Source organism: Jeotgalibacillus haloalkalitolerans (genome assembly GCF_034427455.1).
Lineage (GTDB): Bacteria > Bacillota > Bacilli > Bacillales > Jeotgalibacillaceae > Jeotgalibacillus > Jeotgalibacillus haloalkalitolerans.
On sequence record NZ_JAXQNN010000002.1, the window covers coordinates 408345 to 424347 of the forward strand.

General features: G+C 41.4%; 12 protein-coding genes and 1 other RNA gene. 3 read left to right on the top strand and 10 right to left on the bottom strand.

Annotated elements, in window-relative coordinates; translation table 11 throughout:
• Window positions 1-10 precede the first annotated feature (10 nt).
• On the top strand, window positions 11-463 hold the full coding sequence (locus UFB30_RS06950) for a chemotaxis protein CheX (protein WP_322420963.1): 453 nt from the start codon (window positions 11-13) through the stop codon (window positions 461-463).
• A 282-nt stretch (window positions 464-745) separates the two neighbouring features.
• Here the strand turns inward: UFB30_RS06950 and UFB30_RS06955 are convergent, their stop codons facing one another.
• From UFB30_RS06955 to UFB30_RS07000, 10 genes are all read right to left on the bottom strand, one after another.
• Entirely contained in the window at window positions 746-1519 is a 774-nt protein-coding gene (locus tag UFB30_RS06955; protein WP_322420964.1) for an SDR family NAD(P)-dependent oxidoreductase, read from the bottom strand.
• An 11-nt stretch (window positions 1520-1530) separates the two neighbouring features.
• Window positions 1531-3066: a carboxypeptidase M32 gene (locus UFB30_RS06960; protein WP_322420965.1), complete on the bottom strand. Its 1536-nt coding sequence runs from the start codon at window positions 3064-3066 to the stop codon at window positions 1531-1533.
• Between the two features lie 109 nt (window positions 3067-3175).
• On the bottom strand, window positions 3176-5086 hold the full coding sequence (locus tag UFB30_RS06965) for an ATP-dependent DNA helicase (protein WP_322420966.1): 1911 nt from the start codon (window positions 5084-5086) through the stop codon (window positions 3176-3178).
• Between the two features lie 12 nt (window positions 5087-5098).
• Window positions 5099-6241, bottom strand: a complete 1143-nt coding sequence (locus tag UFB30_RS06970; protein WP_322420967.1) for a THUMP domain-containing class I SAM-dependent RNA methyltransferase — start codon at window positions 6239-6241, stop codon at window positions 5099-5101.
• 125 nt (window positions 6242-6366) lie between these two features.
• Window positions 6367-6746: RNase P RNA component class B (rnpB, locus tag UFB30_RS06975), an RNA gene on the bottom strand.
• A gap of 62 nt (window positions 6747-6808) precedes the next feature.
• Entirely contained in the window at window positions 6809-7132 is a 324-nt protein-coding gene (gene gpsB / locus UFB30_RS06980; RefSeq protein WP_322420968.1) for a cell division regulator GpsB, read from the bottom strand.
• 59 nt (window positions 7133-7191) lie between these two features.
• Entirely contained in the window at window positions 7192-7752 is a 561-nt protein-coding gene (locus UFB30_RS06985; protein ID WP_322420969.1) for an SLOG family protein, read from the bottom strand.
• 377 nt (window positions 7753-8129) lie between these two features.
• Window positions 8130-9368, bottom strand: coding sequence for a ribonuclease H-like domain-containing protein (locus UFB30_RS06990; protein WP_322420970.1), 1239 nt, complete (start codon window positions 9366-9368; stop codon window positions 8130-8132).
• A 4-nt stretch (window positions 9369-9372) separates the two neighbouring features.
• The gene (locus tag UFB30_RS06995; protein ID WP_322420971.1) at window positions 9373-11649 is read right to left on the bottom strand and encodes a DEAD/DEAH box helicase; all 2277 of its coding nucleotides are present in this window, start codon (window positions 11647-11649) and stop codon (window positions 9373-9375) included.
• Window positions 11650-11946: 297 nt separating this feature from the next.
• On the bottom strand, window positions 11947-12309 hold the full coding sequence (locus UFB30_RS07000; protein WP_322420972.1) for a YppE family protein: 363 nt from the start codon (window positions 12307-12309) through the stop codon (window positions 11947-11949).
• A gap of 321 nt (window positions 12310-12630) precedes the next feature.
• On the opposite strand from UFB30_RS07000, the gene recU reads away from it, so the two are divergent.
• Together recU and UFB30_RS07010 are read left to right on the top strand one after the other, a co-directional pair.
• The gene (recU, locus tag UFB30_RS07005; RefSeq protein ID WP_322420973.1) at window positions 12631-13236 is read left to right on the top strand and encodes a Holliday junction resolvase RecU; all 606 of its coding nucleotides are present in this window, start codon (window positions 12631-12633) and stop codon (window positions 13234-13236) included.
• Window positions 13237-13261: 25 nt separating this feature from the next.
• Window positions 13262-15985, top strand: a complete 2724-nt coding sequence (locus UFB30_RS07010; protein ID WP_322420974.1) for a PBP1A family penicillin-binding protein — start codon at window positions 13262-13264, stop codon at window positions 15983-15985.
• Window positions 15986-16003: the final 18 nt, after the last annotated feature.

Here is a 16003-nt window from a genome sequence, read left to right on the forward strand (position 1 = left end):
GGAGGTTCATATGAGTACATCTAAAGTAGTAAAAAATTTATTAAATGGAATGATCCACTCTATAAATAAAGTCGTACCGGTGACCATTAAACATAGTAATCCTTCTGTTTTAAATATGCCTTATCAGCAAAATCAGGTCGCGGTATTAATTGGTATGACCGGTGAATTAAAAGGCAATATTTTAATTGACGGCGATAAAAAGCATTTTAGCAGTCTGGGAGAATCAATGTACGGGATGCATCTTGAAGATGATATGCTGATCTCATTTATCGGTGAAGTTGGCAACATGATCGCAGGAAATCTGACAACTTATATCTCTTCAGAGGGTGTAGAAATGGATATTACGCCTCCTTCGGTGATGTCTGGAAGTTCAACGCTTCATAACTTTAAACAGGCTGTTCATTTACCGTTTGAAGCAGCTGGTATTGGCCAATTCTCAATTCTTGTATCTATTCAGAAGTAAGAAAGAGCCTGGGACATAGTGTCTCAGGCTTTTAATGTCGATGCGCTGCGTTTCAGGCGGACGCTTTCCGGACGGAGGTCGCTAAGCCTCCTCGCCTACGGCTGCGGGGTCTCAGCTTCCCTCTATTCGTCCCGGAGTCGCCGCCTAACGCTTCGCTACACTAAGTTAATCACAATTAACATATCTAACTTATTTAGATTGATTGTTTTGTTCTTTTGAAAAGTTTCACGTTTCCCTGCTATGCTTCCATAATGATAAAGCCTTTGTCAGACAATCAAGTACTTAAAATCCATTAATTGTCATACCGCCATCTACAAATAATGTCTGGCCTGTTACGTAACTGCCTGCATCGGATGAAAGGAACAGTGCAGGACCAACAAGCTCCTCCACCTGGCCAACTCTTTTTAATGGGGTAACAGCCAGGATTTCATTTAGATATTCTTCGTCTTCAAGCAGATGTTTTGTTAAAGGGGTTTCAAAGTACCATGGGCCGATTGAATTCACCCTGACACCATGACTTCCCCATTCATAGGCAAGCACTTTGGTCATCTGGATCATGGCAGCTTTTGAAGCTGCATAGACGACGCCTGTTTTCAGTGCTACATGACCTGCAACTGAAGATACAGATAAAATACTCCCGCCGTTAACCTGCTCCTGCATTTTAGCCCCGACAGCCTGTGACATCATAAACGCAGATTTCACATTAGTATCCATAATTTTTATCCATTCTTCCTCAGTCACGTCATTCGCTTTAGACCTGATATTCATTCCGGCATTATTGATCAGAATATCTACCTGGTGATGATCGCTGAATATTCTCTCAACAGTTGCTTTCAGTTCGGTCGTATTTGTAACATCCATCTGGTAGACGGATGCAGTACCTCCCAGATCTTCAATATCACTTTTCACCTGATTCAGCTCTGATTCAGTGCGTGAACAAAGAATAACCTCTGCTCCTGCCAATGAAAAGCCGATCGCCAGGGCACGGCCGATTCCTCTGCCTGCGCCGGTTATAATTGCTTTTTTACCATCCAGTCTGAACGAAGGAAGTTTCATATTCTCTCTCCTTATTTTGCAGATTCAAGGTTATAAAGCGCAGCATATTTTTCCTGCAGGTATTTGATGAGATAGTCTGCATTCAGCCCTTCTCCGGTAGCTTCCTGTAAAATATCAAGCGGTTTTTTAGTTTTGCCGAAACGGTGAACTTTTTCAGTCATCCAGTTTTTAATTGGTGCGATATCACCACTTGCGATATATTCATCAAACCCCGGAAGGTCCTTTAACATAGCGTGCTTGAATTGAGCCGCATACATGTATCCCAGTGCATAAGATGGGAAATAACCAAAAGAGCCGCCTGACCAGTGGACGTCCTGTAAAATACCTTCTGCATCATTCGATGGCACTATACCCAGGTATTCCTTATACTTCTGATTCCACACATCCGGCAGTTCAGCAACCTCATAGTCAGCATTGAAAAGACCTTTTTCAATTTCATATCTGATCATAATGTGCAGCGCATAGGTCAGTTCATCTGCATCCACTCTGATCAGGGAAGGTTTTGATTCATTAATTCCTGATAAAAAGTCTTCTACCGAAACATCATTGAACTGTTCAGGGGAATACTCCTTCAGCGCTGGGAGGTGACGGCGCCAGAATTCAGGATGTCTTCCAACAAAATTTTCCATAAACAATGATTGAGATTCATGAATCCCCATTGAGGTCCCGCCGCTTAGTGGTGTTCCATTTAATGCAGGATCAATATTCTGCTCATACAGTGCATGACCGCATTCATGTATCGTTCCAAAAATCGCTCCGCGGAAATCATTTTCATCATAGCGCGTCGTGATCCTGACATCCCCGGTATTCAGTCCTGTTGCAAACGGGTGAACCGTTTCATCAAGTCTTCCGGCTTCAAAATCATAACCGAGTTCCTTCAGGACATGTACACTGAATTCACGCTGTGCATCTTTTGGGAAATGCTGATAGATAAAGGATGTTTCAGGTTTAACATCGGAAGCCTCAATTCCCTTAACAAGCGGAACGATTGCTTCACGTACTTTGCCAAACACTTCATCTAAGACTTCGACGGTTACACCCGGTTCGTACATATCAAGGAGTGTATTATAAGGATTTCCTTCATATCCCCAATACTCTATAAATCGTCTTGTTGTATCAACAAGCTCCTTCAAATATGGCTCAAATAATGAAAAGTCAGATTTTTCACGGGCTTCTTCCCAGACATTTTCAGCTTTTGATTTCAAAACAACATATTTTTTAAATTCATCTTCAGGAATTTTTCTATTACGGTTAAACTCTTTTTCGCATTCCTCAAGCATTTTCACAGTGAGTTCATCCAGCTCACTCTTATGATTATTTAACTCCTGTATGTATTCAGCCATCTGATCTGATGTAGACATGTTAAATACTTCAGATGACAAAGTACCAATTACTTCTGAGCGCTGTTCAATTGCTTTTTTAGGTGCGCCTGTACGTAAGTCCCAGAATATTAACCCTAATGCTTCCTCATATGCAGAGATTTTATTCAAATGAGTAATAAAATCCTTTTTTACTGTTTCTAATGTCAAGGTGATCCCTCCAGTCATTTTTCATTCTTTATCTTATCATACTTTTCTGAAAAAATAATGAATCTATTTCGGGAAGTGAAGTAAATAGAAAAAGAGACTGCGAAAATTTCACAGTCTCTGCAACTTTTTATTTTACTACTTCAGGTTCAACCGGAAGGATTTTTTTAATCTCAGGAATCCACTTTTCTTCTTCAGGTGATAAGAATATCGTAATATTGCCCTTATCAGATGAAGAACGGATCAGCCTGCCTGCTCCCTGTTGTAACCTGAGCAGCATATAAGGCAGGTCAACCTCTTTCATTGGATCTTCTGCATGATTGCGTTTTGCTTCAAATACCGGATCATCTGGCGGGAATGGAAGTGACTCAATCATGACCTGATTCAGACTCAGACCTGGCACATCAAGACCTTCCCACAGGTTGATAGAAGCAAGAACTGACGAGGTATCCTCCTGGAATTTCTCGACCAGCGTGCTAATCTCCTCATCACCCTCATAAAGACATTGCTTCTCTTCTATCATGTTTGTAAACCTGAAAAGATTCTGATCTTCATGATTATTAAACAGAATAAGTGAGCCACCCTCATTCTCGTTTACAATCTCAGAAATCGCATTTGCTCTCTCAGCCTGATCCAGCACTCTGATTTGAATCTTCATGACTTCTTCGTATTCATAAGGCGATTCAACAGTAAAGGATGAATAATCATCAATACCAAGGCTGGCAGCCAGATAAGTGAAATCTTCATCAACAGAAAGTGTTGCTGAGGAAAAAATAAATGGAAGCTTTTTAGAGAAAACTTCTTCTCTTAATATTTCCTCAACCATCCTTGGCATAATGACCAGTCTCTCGTCATCAAAATTTTCTTCAAGCCAGATAATTGCATTATCATCTTCAACAAGCAGCTTTAAAGAAAATAAAACGGTTTCGAGATATTCTTCAGAAATTTTAAGGTCATATTCATCAATTACATACATCTCTGACTCAAATACAAGCTCCTCAAGGAGATCGTCAATAGACTTCTTCAGTTTTGAAGTAGCCTGTATTAACTGGTCTGTTTTTTTAATTTTCATTCTCTCTGAGCTGCGGTCAGCACTTTTGCTGATCAGTGCAAACCAGTCGTCATGCATCTCAAGGATTGAATCAATCAGTAAAAGTGTTTTTTCTCTTACGTCATTACCGGAAAGCTTTGACAGAACTTTCTCCATTGATTGAAGAGAAGTCTTATAAGTCAGTGCTTTTTGTGCAGCATATTCAAGCAGATGCCCCTCATCAAATATAACAGAGCTTGCTTCCGGGAGTAACGGGAGCTGACCCTCTCTGACTCTCGCATCCTTTGTCCAGATATGCTCCATATAAAAATCATGTGAACAGACAATCAGATCTCCTGCCTGTCTGTAATATTCCCTGTGCAGCGTCTGTCCGCACCGGTGTCTGACATCACAGCTCAGACAATCCTGAAGCGAATCATAATTTACAGCCTGCCACTGCTCATCATCTAAATATGGATACTCTTTACGGTCACCATATGGATAGAATGATGACATAGAACCTGCTCCGTAGACGAATTCCGGAAGCTGCAGATAAACATCTTCAATCGCTTCATCCTCGGTGCGTTTATCTGCTTCATCAAGCTTCTTTAAACATAAATACTGCTCTCTTGATTTTGCAAGCCTTACGTCGATTTCCATATCAAGCATCTGCTCAATCTTTTTAATATCACCAGTCGGCTTAACCAGCTGTTCAATCAATGTTTCGTCTGCGCAGGCAATGATGGCAGGTCTGCCTGTGTATCTCGCGTATGCCACTGCATATAGAAGATAAGCAATTGTTTTGCCGGTCCCGACACCTGCTTCTGCAAAAATCACAGATTTATTTTTATAAGCCTGTTCAAGCTGAAAAGCCATAAAAATCTGCTCATCGCGCAACTCCAGGCCTTTTTCAGGTAAAATGTCATAAAAAACATCACCAATCCAGTCACCTAATGCCTCATAAAATGACTGATCACTTGTTACCGGAAAAGGAAGGCTTTTTGTATTCATTCAATCATTCCCTTAATCATTTTTACGTTTAGGACGCTGACCAAAATACTGATAATAATCTGTACGGATAAAACCGTTGAACAATTTACGCTTCTTTGTTGCTTTCTTTCCATACAGATCCTCGAAATGAGGGTGTGAAGTGATGATATATTTTGACCATGTCGGGTATTGTTCAAATACCTGTCCCATATCGCGATACATTTTTTCCACTTCTTCCTCTTCCCCGATCCGTTCACCATACGGAGGATTACCAACAATTACACCGTAATCATTGTCCGCTGTGAAATCTTTCACCTGCATCTGCTTAAATTGAATTAAGTCTCCAAGACCTGCTTCTATCGCATTTTCTTTCGCAACTTCAATCATTTTGTGATCTACATCTGTTCCATAAATTTCAAGCGGTTGATCATAATTTGCAGCCGCTTCTGCATCTTCTCTAACTTTGTCCCAGATAGAACCGGGGATGATTGGCCATTCTTCTGAAATAAATTCACGATTGAAGCCAGGTGCAATATTCTGTCCGATTAATGCTGCTTCAATCGGAATTGTACCCGATCCGCAAAACGGGTCATGAAAAGGTCTGTCAGGACGCCAGTTTGTTAATTTGATCAGGGCCGCTGCCATTGTTTCTTTCAAAGGAGCTTCCCCCTGGCCTGTCCGGTAACCCCGTTTGTGAAGTCCGGCTCCACTTGTATCTACAGTTAGTGTAACTTTATCATTTCTGATCGCCACTTCAATTTTATAAGTCGGACCGCTTTCTTCAAGAAAACTCATTCTCTTATAAGCCGCCTTCATCCGTTCAACAATTGCTTTTTTCACGATTGACTGACAGTCCGGCACACTGTAAAGCTTTGATTTAACGGATTTCCCAGATACCGGAAATGCTGCATCCACAGCCATTAGCGTCTCCCATGGAATCGCTTTTGTACCTTCGAACAGCTGGTCAAATGAATAAGCATTAAATTCACCCATGACAATCTTTACTCTGTCCGCAGTACGAAGCCACATGTTGGCTTTTACAATCGCAAGCTCGTCACCTTCAAAAAATATTTTACCGTTCTCTACCGTTGTTTCATAACCAAGGTCTTTCACTTCTCTTGCAACAATTGATTCCAGACCCATTGCTGCAGTAGCAACTAATTTATAAGTAGCCATATGTCACCTCTGATAATGTTTATTCTATATTCATCATACCCTGATTCGAAAGAAAAAAGGCAGACCTCCTGATTACGGTCATGCCTTCTGATCATGTCATTATAATATTGGTCAACCAGCTAATGGTCTGTAAGCCATGTTTTGTTCAAGCGTACTTTAGCGCCTGTTAAGCTTGTACGACAAGCGGCAATCATCTATCTGCCGGCAATTATGCCGGCCTCTCCCTTTGTTCATTTCCTCCGGGAAAGTGCCTCTACCATTGTTTGAGTTTCTCACTCGTGGGGTTTACCTCGTTCCACTTCCATCATTTCTGACAGAACTTCGTCACTGTGGCACTTTCAAGAGATGCATACCATATCTGTCAGACTTAGGTATCTTCTCTGCCGTCAGCCTGATCCAACAGACTGCCTCCGCTTATTTTTTCGCGAAGCACGAACACTACGGGCATCTCAGCACCGTGTGAGCATGGACTTTCCTCTGCTATAAGCAGCAATTGCCCAACCATTTAGCCGGTTTCGCCAAAATCAAATTATACAGTGAACAGTTACAATAAGCAAGAAGCTTTTTCTACCTGTCTTCGTATAATTTTCTTCCGAACACTTCTTTTTCCAAATTGGACAGTCTTTTCAGAATATCAAAGTTTGTTGTCCCGCTGGCAGTTGTTTGAGGCTGAGTCTGCTGCACAGTTGATCTGCGCTGAGGTTCAGGACTCTTCTGTGCTCTTTTCAGCTCATTTTCCAGTGTTTCAATTCTTTCTGCAAATGCTTCATAATCCTTAATGATCTGATCAAGAAAAGCATCTACTTCTTCAGGCTTATAACCTCTCATCGCTGTTTTAAATTCTCGTTCAAGTATTTCTTTTGCAGTTAATTGTGCCACGTCATTTTTCATTATATTCACCTCGGCTATCGTATCCAGTATATTTATTTTTCCAAAAAGCAGGTCGCTTGTCAATCAGGTTCTGATTCACTTAATACAGCTTCCTCTGCAATCCATTGTAAATCCTGAAAATCGATCCTGATAATTTCCAGCTTATTTTGTTCAGCATATGTCTCAGCTTTCTTTAATAAAAAGGCTGGAGAGCCATCTTTTTCTTCGTCATGGATCAACAGCAAACCATCAGCCTTATTCAGTAAGAAATCATCTCTGTTTCTGAACTGGGAAGGATCAGTATAAGGCTTATTTGAAACTGAGGCAGTAAAGTCAGCACTTTTTAATATGTTTTGATAATTCGTCTGGTTTTCTTCATTCCATTTCTCTTCCTGACTTAAAAAAGGTGTAATGACTGCAAGCTGTAAAGCTGGATATTCAGCTTTTAACTGAATAACTGCTTCAGCAGCCCATTGTTCCACACCGAGACCGCCGGATACAATGACCCACTCAAGCCCTTCATCAATCAGTGTGACCAGACGCTGTCTGATTGCTTTTTTAATCACTCCGACAGCAGGATCACCGGATTTGAAAATACCCAGCTCATGGGATTTATATCCGGAAATAACAAGTGTTTTCATGTAATCACCGTAATTTCTGTAAGAAATAAAAGCGGCGGGACTATTTTATCCTGCCGCTTCAAAATACATAAATTCAGCTATTTATCTGTTACTTTAATATTTATAATACAGAAAGCTGATCTCCAATGGCTGAGAACACGTAAGCAGTAGCACCAATCACGAAGAAAAACAACAATAACAGTAATTTTCTCATACTTTCAACCCCAAATAAATTCAATAATTTAATAGTACAATTGTTTCCCAGGTGAAACAACCACCTATTAAACATTGATTCTTGTCTATTTTGTGACAATTCTGCAGAATGAGTCAGATTCTTGTCGAAAGTTCATCGTGAAAGTCCGGTAAAACTGTCATTTATTGCGCTTCCCCGGGAAATATTAAGTTAATTTATTTCCACGCATTTTTCGGGAAATACGGCTTAACCTGTGTTTAATCTGATCCAGCTTCTTTTGTTTTAATTCTTCTTTAATATTTTCTGCATCAAGGGCTTTTATCGCCCGCATCGCAAATAAATATGCCTTTTCAAAGTCTTTTGTCTGATGCTCATATATTTTTGAGATTTCAACCGCTGCGATTCTCTGTTCTTTTGGAACACTTTTTTCAAGGGATATCGTAAAGAGCCGCAATGCCTGTTCAAACTGCTGCTGTTTTTTGTATTCAAAAGCTAAATGAAATGCAGCTGATGGATTTGCATCCATCTGATAAGAATCTTTTAAATATTTTTCCGAGATCAGCTGCTCACCTTCTTTTTTAAACCATTTCCCGGTCTCTAGTTTCTCGATGCTGCTCTGATTCTGATCGGTTCCAAGCAGCTGTAAGCTGATGTGCGTATATAAAGTAATTAACGAAAGAATGTCTTTTTCATTATGTTCAAGCACCTTCAGCATACCCTCAGGATGCTTCCTCTCCACAAAATCAAAGTAAATAGCCGGTGCAAGGTAACCAGGTATATCATCTTCTCTGACAAAACCGAGCTTTTCTTCCTCAAGGCTTTTTAATTTCAGTGATTTCAGACTGCTTTTCCAGATCCGCTTAGCTGCATGATATAAATCAAAGTGTCCGGTCTCAGGTAATCTGGGTACATGATTCCTGATCAGGGTATGGCGTGATTGAACCTGAGGCCAGTCAAATGACTTCCCGTTAAACGTAACGAGTGTTTCATAATTCACGTTTTCAAGAAAGCTCAGATATAATGCAATTTCATTTGATGGATCAGTTAAAATATGCTGCTTTAAGACAAACCTGTTATTTTCAAACTTCGCATACCCCAGCAGAAATATGGAAGTCCCCGTTCCACTTAATCCTGTTGTTTCTGTATCAAAAAAGAAGAGATCCTCAACCCTGAAACCTTTAGCTGAAAGAGAGTGATTAAAATCAGTCTGATTCCAGGCTTCCAACACGCCTAATAAATCTGAAAGCTGATAACGTCCGTGAGTAAAATCAACAGGATAATGTACTTCCCTGATCAGACAATGCTGATCTTCATAAGTGAATACTTCTGTATCGTTATCCTTCCAGATATCCATATATGGAAGTTCTTCAGTTTCTATGTCTTTTTTTTGATTGTTCTCCTGAAGATGCGGCTTCATACGTGCCAATTTCTTTTTAAGGTTCATTTGACTAACTCTCCATCGCTTCTGCAAATAAAGTCAACAGGGCATAGGCATCCTTTTTACCGCCAGTAAATGAGATTTCTGTTCCAACGCATGATGGACATCCCTCTTCACAGCTGCATCTTTTTACAAGTGAAGCTGCTTCTCTGATCAGACGGCCTCCTGTTTCATATACTTTTTCACTGAGACCAATACCTCCGGGATAACGGTCGTAAATAAAGATCGTCGGCAACTGGTTATGGACTGCTTTTACCTGAGGTGTGATCTGGATATCCTGCGGGTCACACATGACATGCACCGGAACAATTGCCTTTAAAGCATGAGCAGCACCAATCATACCCTGCTCAATTCTTTCATCCGTCATATCATTCAGATCCTCACTCAAAGCAAACCACGCAGCGCTGGTGTGAAGTTCTTCTTCAGGCAGATCAATCGGACCTGATCCTATATTTTCATGCGTATCAAACTTGATTTTTTTAAAAATGGTTGCCATGGCTCTTACTGATACATCCCCATAGGAGACACGTGCAGCGGCAGTTTCTTTACATTTATCTTCTTCGAGTACGGATAATTGAACAGCCAGGTTTGCATCCGTATAGTAATCAACTTCGACTTCCCTGACAAACGCTTTTTTCTCTTCCCAGTCAAGAAACTCAACCTGATATTGAACACCCTGATGAAGATAAATTGCTTCATCATGTAACAGGGTCATCGCACTGAAACGGTCCATTTCACCAAGCACTTTATGGGAAGCTGTTTCTGTCTGGTCTATAATCACTACATTTTCCTGGGAGGCTGAACGCAGGCTGATATTATGAGCAGGAAATGCATCATTCATCCAATGCCATTTATTACCGGAAAAATGCAGCACGCGCTCTTCTGTCAGGTATTCCAGCAGATCAGTGGGATCTATCTCACCAAATAGCTCGTCCTTTTCAAAAGGAAGTTCGAATGCAGCACATTTTAAATGGTCCAGCATAATAATAATATTTTCAGGATTAATTCTGGCTGTTTCAGGGCTTGACTCTAAAAAATAGTCCGGATGCTGAATTACAAACTGGTCAAGCGGGCTTGAACTTGCAACCATAATGATCAATGCTTCTCCCTGTCTGCGTCCTGCACGCCCTGCCTGCTGCCAAGCACTGGCAATTGTACCAGGGTAACCTGTCATGACACAGGCCTGAAGCTGCCCGATATCCACGCCGAGTTCGAGTGCATTTGTACTCACCACACCATATACATCCCCTGTACGCAATCCCTTTTCAATTTCTCTGCGCTGTGTTGGCAGGTAACCACCGCGATAACCTCTGATTGATTTAGGCCCCAATTCATTTTTTACAAGTTCCTGCAGATAAGTGAGTATTATCTCAACTCTCACTCTGCTTCGTGCAAAAACGATCGTCTGGATCTTTTCTTTCAATAATAGACCTGCGATTCTTCTGACTTCTAATGTAGCACTGCGCCTGATGTTCATCTGGTGGTTCACAACGGGAGGATTATAAAATACAAAATGCTTTTTGGCTGAAGGCGCACCATTTTGGTCGATCAGTTTCATCTCTTTCCCTGTCAGATTCTCAGCAAGTTCTTTCGGGTTCGCAATGGTTGCCGATGTACAGATAAAAATCGGATCACTTCCATAAAACTTACAGATTCTTTTTAATCTCTTGATGACATTGGCTACATGACTGCCAAACACACCGCGGTATATATGCAGTTCATCGATGACTACATACTTTAAGTTTTCAAAAAGAGATACCCATTTCGTATGGTGCGGCAGAATGGCAGAATGGAGCATGTCCGGGTTGGTGATGACAATATGCCCCGCTTTACGTACCTTCTGTCTGATTCCTGCCGGTGTATCGCCGTCATACGTATATGAATTGATCGAAGCTTCGGCGAGCTCAAGCAGTTCATTCAATTCTGTTTTCTGATCCTGTGCGAGTGCTTTTGTAGGAAATATATATAAAGCCCGGCTATGGTGGTCATTCATAATCTGATGTATGACTGGCAGGTTGTAGCAAAGTGTTTTGCCTGAGGCTGTAGGCGTCACAGCTGTAATCGATCGTCCATTACTGACTGCTTCAAATGCTTCAGCCTGATGAGAATAAAGCCGGCCTATTCCCCTTCGTTCCAGCGCTTTTTGCAGATCCGGGTGAACAAGATCAGGAAGCGGTGCATATACCGCTTCCTTCGGTTCAATTGTATGCCATTTTATAATCTGTTCGGAGATATCACGATTCTCTCTGAAACTTTCTGCGATTTCACTAAGCGTCTTTTTACGCATGCGATCACCTCTATACTCTCATTATACGAACATATATTCCTCAGTGCAAACCGGGATCTTTAAGGTCTGAAAGCTTTTGAGATAGACAAAATTAGCTGGTTTGCCTGACTGCATGTATTTACAAACTGATTGCAGGTAGACATAATATTATTAATGTCAACTCTTGGTTTTCTCGGCTGCTCCTGATGCTCTGGTCGATCAGTTTGATTTTCTGTGTAATATTGAAAAGGACGGCGGCAATAAGGGCAGTAGTACATGGTCATTCCCCTTTTTTAATAGCTTATGCCTAATTGCAGCTTAACGCTCCTCTAAAATCGCACCTAATTGCTCCAGAACATACAGACTCGACTGAATATAGCTTTTAAAACGTTTATAGCTTGTTTCAGGAAAAAAACACTGAACCACAACCAGCTCAATATTTTCTGCTGTTGCAGCGACCTGGTTCTGGTGAATATTTTTTTTCGGCTGTTCGATCAGATAATTGGATGCAGCTACTTTCCATTCTTTTAAAATGGAATGAGCGTGATCTGCGAAGGGTTTAACTTCCTCATAAAAATCGCCTTTTTCCTTTGATTCTCTTCTATTGTTATATTCAAGATCAGCACGTCTGGTAATTTCAATTAACTCATTCGTCTGATTTAATATGATTTCCTTATTCAAATGAAACACCTCTATCCTTTTGGCTTTGTTAAAGTTGGCTGTTGATTTCCGCTGCAGGGGGACGCTTTCCTGGCCGGGCGGTGAGCCCGCAGGCTTGGCCATGGCCTCACACTTCCCTTCCTGCGAGCCGCCCCCTTACGCTCCAATCACCAGCTGTGCAGAAACAACAATGGACTTTAACAAAGCGATCCTTTTATATAGTTAGTGTATCAAAGGTTGGCAGAACTGTAACTTCTATTGATGTATGTACGTCTAATGTTAAGACCGGATCAGTTTGATCAGACCTTGCTTGTGGTATGATGTTCAGGTGAGGTGTTACACATGGAATTTCATTATCCAAATGGAAAAAAATTCAGTCCCAAATCGAAAAATCAGCAACAAGAAAAGAAAGAAAAATCTTATTCTCACGGTAAAAGAGGGATGACCCTCGAAGAAGATCTTAACGAAACGAATGATTATTATGTGCAGACAGGTATTGCAGTGATCCATAAAAAGCCTGTGCCAGTTCAGATTGTAAACGTCGATTATCCAAAAAGAAGTGCAGCAGTCATTAAAGAAGCGTATTTCAAACAGGCTTCCACAACTGACTATAACGGTGTATATAATGGACACTATATCGATTTCGAGGCAAAAGAGACTAGGAATCGCACGTCTTTTCCACTGCAGAACTTCCATCAGCACCAGCTTGAACATATGAAACAGGTAACTAACCAGAAAGGGATCGCTTTTGTGATCATCCGGTTTTCCATCACTGAAGAGATATTTCTGATGCCTTATCAGCAGTTAAGTCAATTTTGGGAGAGGATGTTAAAAGGCGGCAGAAAATCTATGACAAAAAAAGAAATAGAGGAAACTTCCTATTCTATCCCTTTAGGCTTGCACCCCAGGATAGATTACCTTAAAATTATAGATCATTTGCTTAAATGAGCTTTTGAAAGAGAGGAAATGTTAAATGGCTGATTATAAATCACGCGAAGAAAAAAGGAATGCGCAAAAAAATTCCAAAACAAAAAATAAAAAAAAGAAAAAAGGATCTTTGTTTAAGAAGATACTTCTTACTGTATTTATTGTCGGACTAGCAGGTCTGTTATTTGGAGGAGGACTGTTTGCTTATTATGCTTCTCAGGCGCCGGACCTGAATGAAGAAGATTTCATTGATCCGATTACGACAGAATTAAGGGATGTAAATGGAGATGTTTTTGCACGGATTGGTGCTGAAAACAGAGAATTCGTCTCTTATGATGAGATTCCCCCGCTTGTAGAGAATGCAGTACTTGCCATCGAAGATAATCGTTTCTATGAGCACCAGGGCGTTGACTTTTTCCGCCTGATGGGAGCTGTATTAGCGAATATTACTGAAGGTTTTGGAGCTGAGGGTGCGAGTACCCTTACGCAGCAGGTGATTAAGCAGTCCGTTCTGACACCTGAAAAATCTCTGGAGCGTAAAGCACAGGAAGCCTGGCTTGCTTATCAGTTAGAACAGGACTACAGCAAAGAAGATATTTTTGAAATGTATGTAAACAAAATCTATTACTCAGACAGCATTTATGGGATCAGAACTGCTTCCCAATACTATTATGATGTGGACCTGTCAGACCTTAAGCTGCATCAGGCTGCTTTATTAGCCGGTCTGCCGCAGCGCCCTAATGCCTATAATCCATATGAAAATCCTGAATTGGCTAAGGAACGCCGTGATACTGTACTGAGACAAATGCATAATCACGGAAAAATTTCCGAAGAGGAAATGACCCAGGCCATTGAAACTGATATTACAGACGGCCTGGTTGACCGCAGTGAAGAATCAGGAAATCCGCGGCAGCAGCTGGCGGCAGAAGAATCTAAATATGATGCTTTTGTAGATGTAGTGCTCGATGAATTAGAAGCGTTAGAAGACGTAAATCCGTATGAAGATGGACTGAAAATTAATACGACGCTTGATCCAAATGCACAGACCATTGTTGAGAATACGTTAAATGACGGCAGCATTCAGTTCCCTGCTGACATGAATGATGTCATGGCTCAGGCTGGTGTGACATTGCTGGATACAGAGTCAGGCGCCATCAGAGCAATCGGCGGCGGCCGCGGTTACGGAGAGGAAGTTCAGCGTGGTTTCAACTACGCGACAGATCAGACACGTCAGCCGGGGTCAGCAATTAAACCATTGCTTGACTATGCCCCTGCAATTGAGTATCTGGACTGGTCTACAGCACAAACGATTGTAGATGAGCCTTATGAATATTCTAATGGTTTCGAACCAAACAACTATGATGGCCAGTTCAAAGGACCAATGACAATGAGAGATGCTTTAGCTGACTCAAGAAACATTACTGCCATTAAAGCTTATATGGAAGTCGGTCAGGAACAGGGTACAGAATTCCTGAGAGGTCTCGGCTGGGATTTTAATACTGAAAACTGTGGTGAAGTGCTTTGTGAAAGTGCCGCGATAGGCGGTGAACCTGAAACAAATACACTGGAAATGGCAGGTGCATATGCTGCATTTGGTAATAAAGGTGTTTATAATGAACCACATTCAGTTACAAGTATTGAATTCAGAGATGGTTCTTCAATGGAACTTGAAGCTGAATCAGAAGTAGCTATGAAAGATTCAACAGCTTATATGATGGCTGATATGTTAAAAGACGTGCTTGAGCCTGGTGCTACTGGTGAACTGGCTCAGGTGGATGGCCTGCCGCTTGCAGGTAAGTCGGGAACAACCAACTATCCAGAGGATATTTTAAATGCAAATGGGATTCCGTCAAATGGTGCGCCGGACTCATGGTTTGCCGGGTTTACATCACAATATACGGCGGCTGTATGGCTTGGCTATGCATCCAATCAGAATGAAAACTACCTCTCCCCTCAGGATCGCTATGTATCACAGTATATTTTCAGGGATATTATGAGAGGCGTTCACGAAGGAATCGAAACACCTGACTTTGAGAAACCGGATAGTGTCGTTGAACTGGAGATTGAAAAAGGTACTTCCCCGGTTCAGCTTGCAAGTGAATATACACCGGATGATCAAAAATCGGTTGAGTTATTTATCAGAGGCACAGAACCGACTTCAGTATCTGAAGAATATGTCGTTCCTGATCTGGAAGCTCCTTCAAACCTTTCAGCTGAGTATAATGATGAGGATGGAACCATTCAGCTGACATGGGATCACAATCAGGATGAAAATGATGACCGTGATGTTGAATTTGAAGTGCTTGTCAGCATTGATGGCGGTGAAGAACGTGAGCTCGCTGTTACATCGCAAAATGGATTAAATATTGAACAGGTACAGGAAGGTTCTTCTTATACGTTCACTGTTACTGCAATTGCGGATGAAGAGCGAAGCAGTTCAGCAAACACCAATATCGAAATCGCCCGTTCTGAAGATGAGGAACAGGATGAAGAAGATACTGAAGAACAAAATGAGGAAGAACAGGAAAACCCTGAAGACAATCAGGAAGAACAAAATCCTGAAGAAGGTAACAACGAAGGTGAAGGTGAAGGCCAAGGCCAAGGAGAAGGCAACGGCGAAGGTCAAGGAAACGGAAATGATGAAAGTAATACTGATGAAGGAAGCGGTGAACAGGAACCCGCACAGGAAGAAGAAAACACCGGAGATGAGAATCCTGAAGAACCTGCTGAGGGTTCACCAGACGGTGATACTACAGATGCAGAACAATAAAAAAGAAAGCGCGGAAAA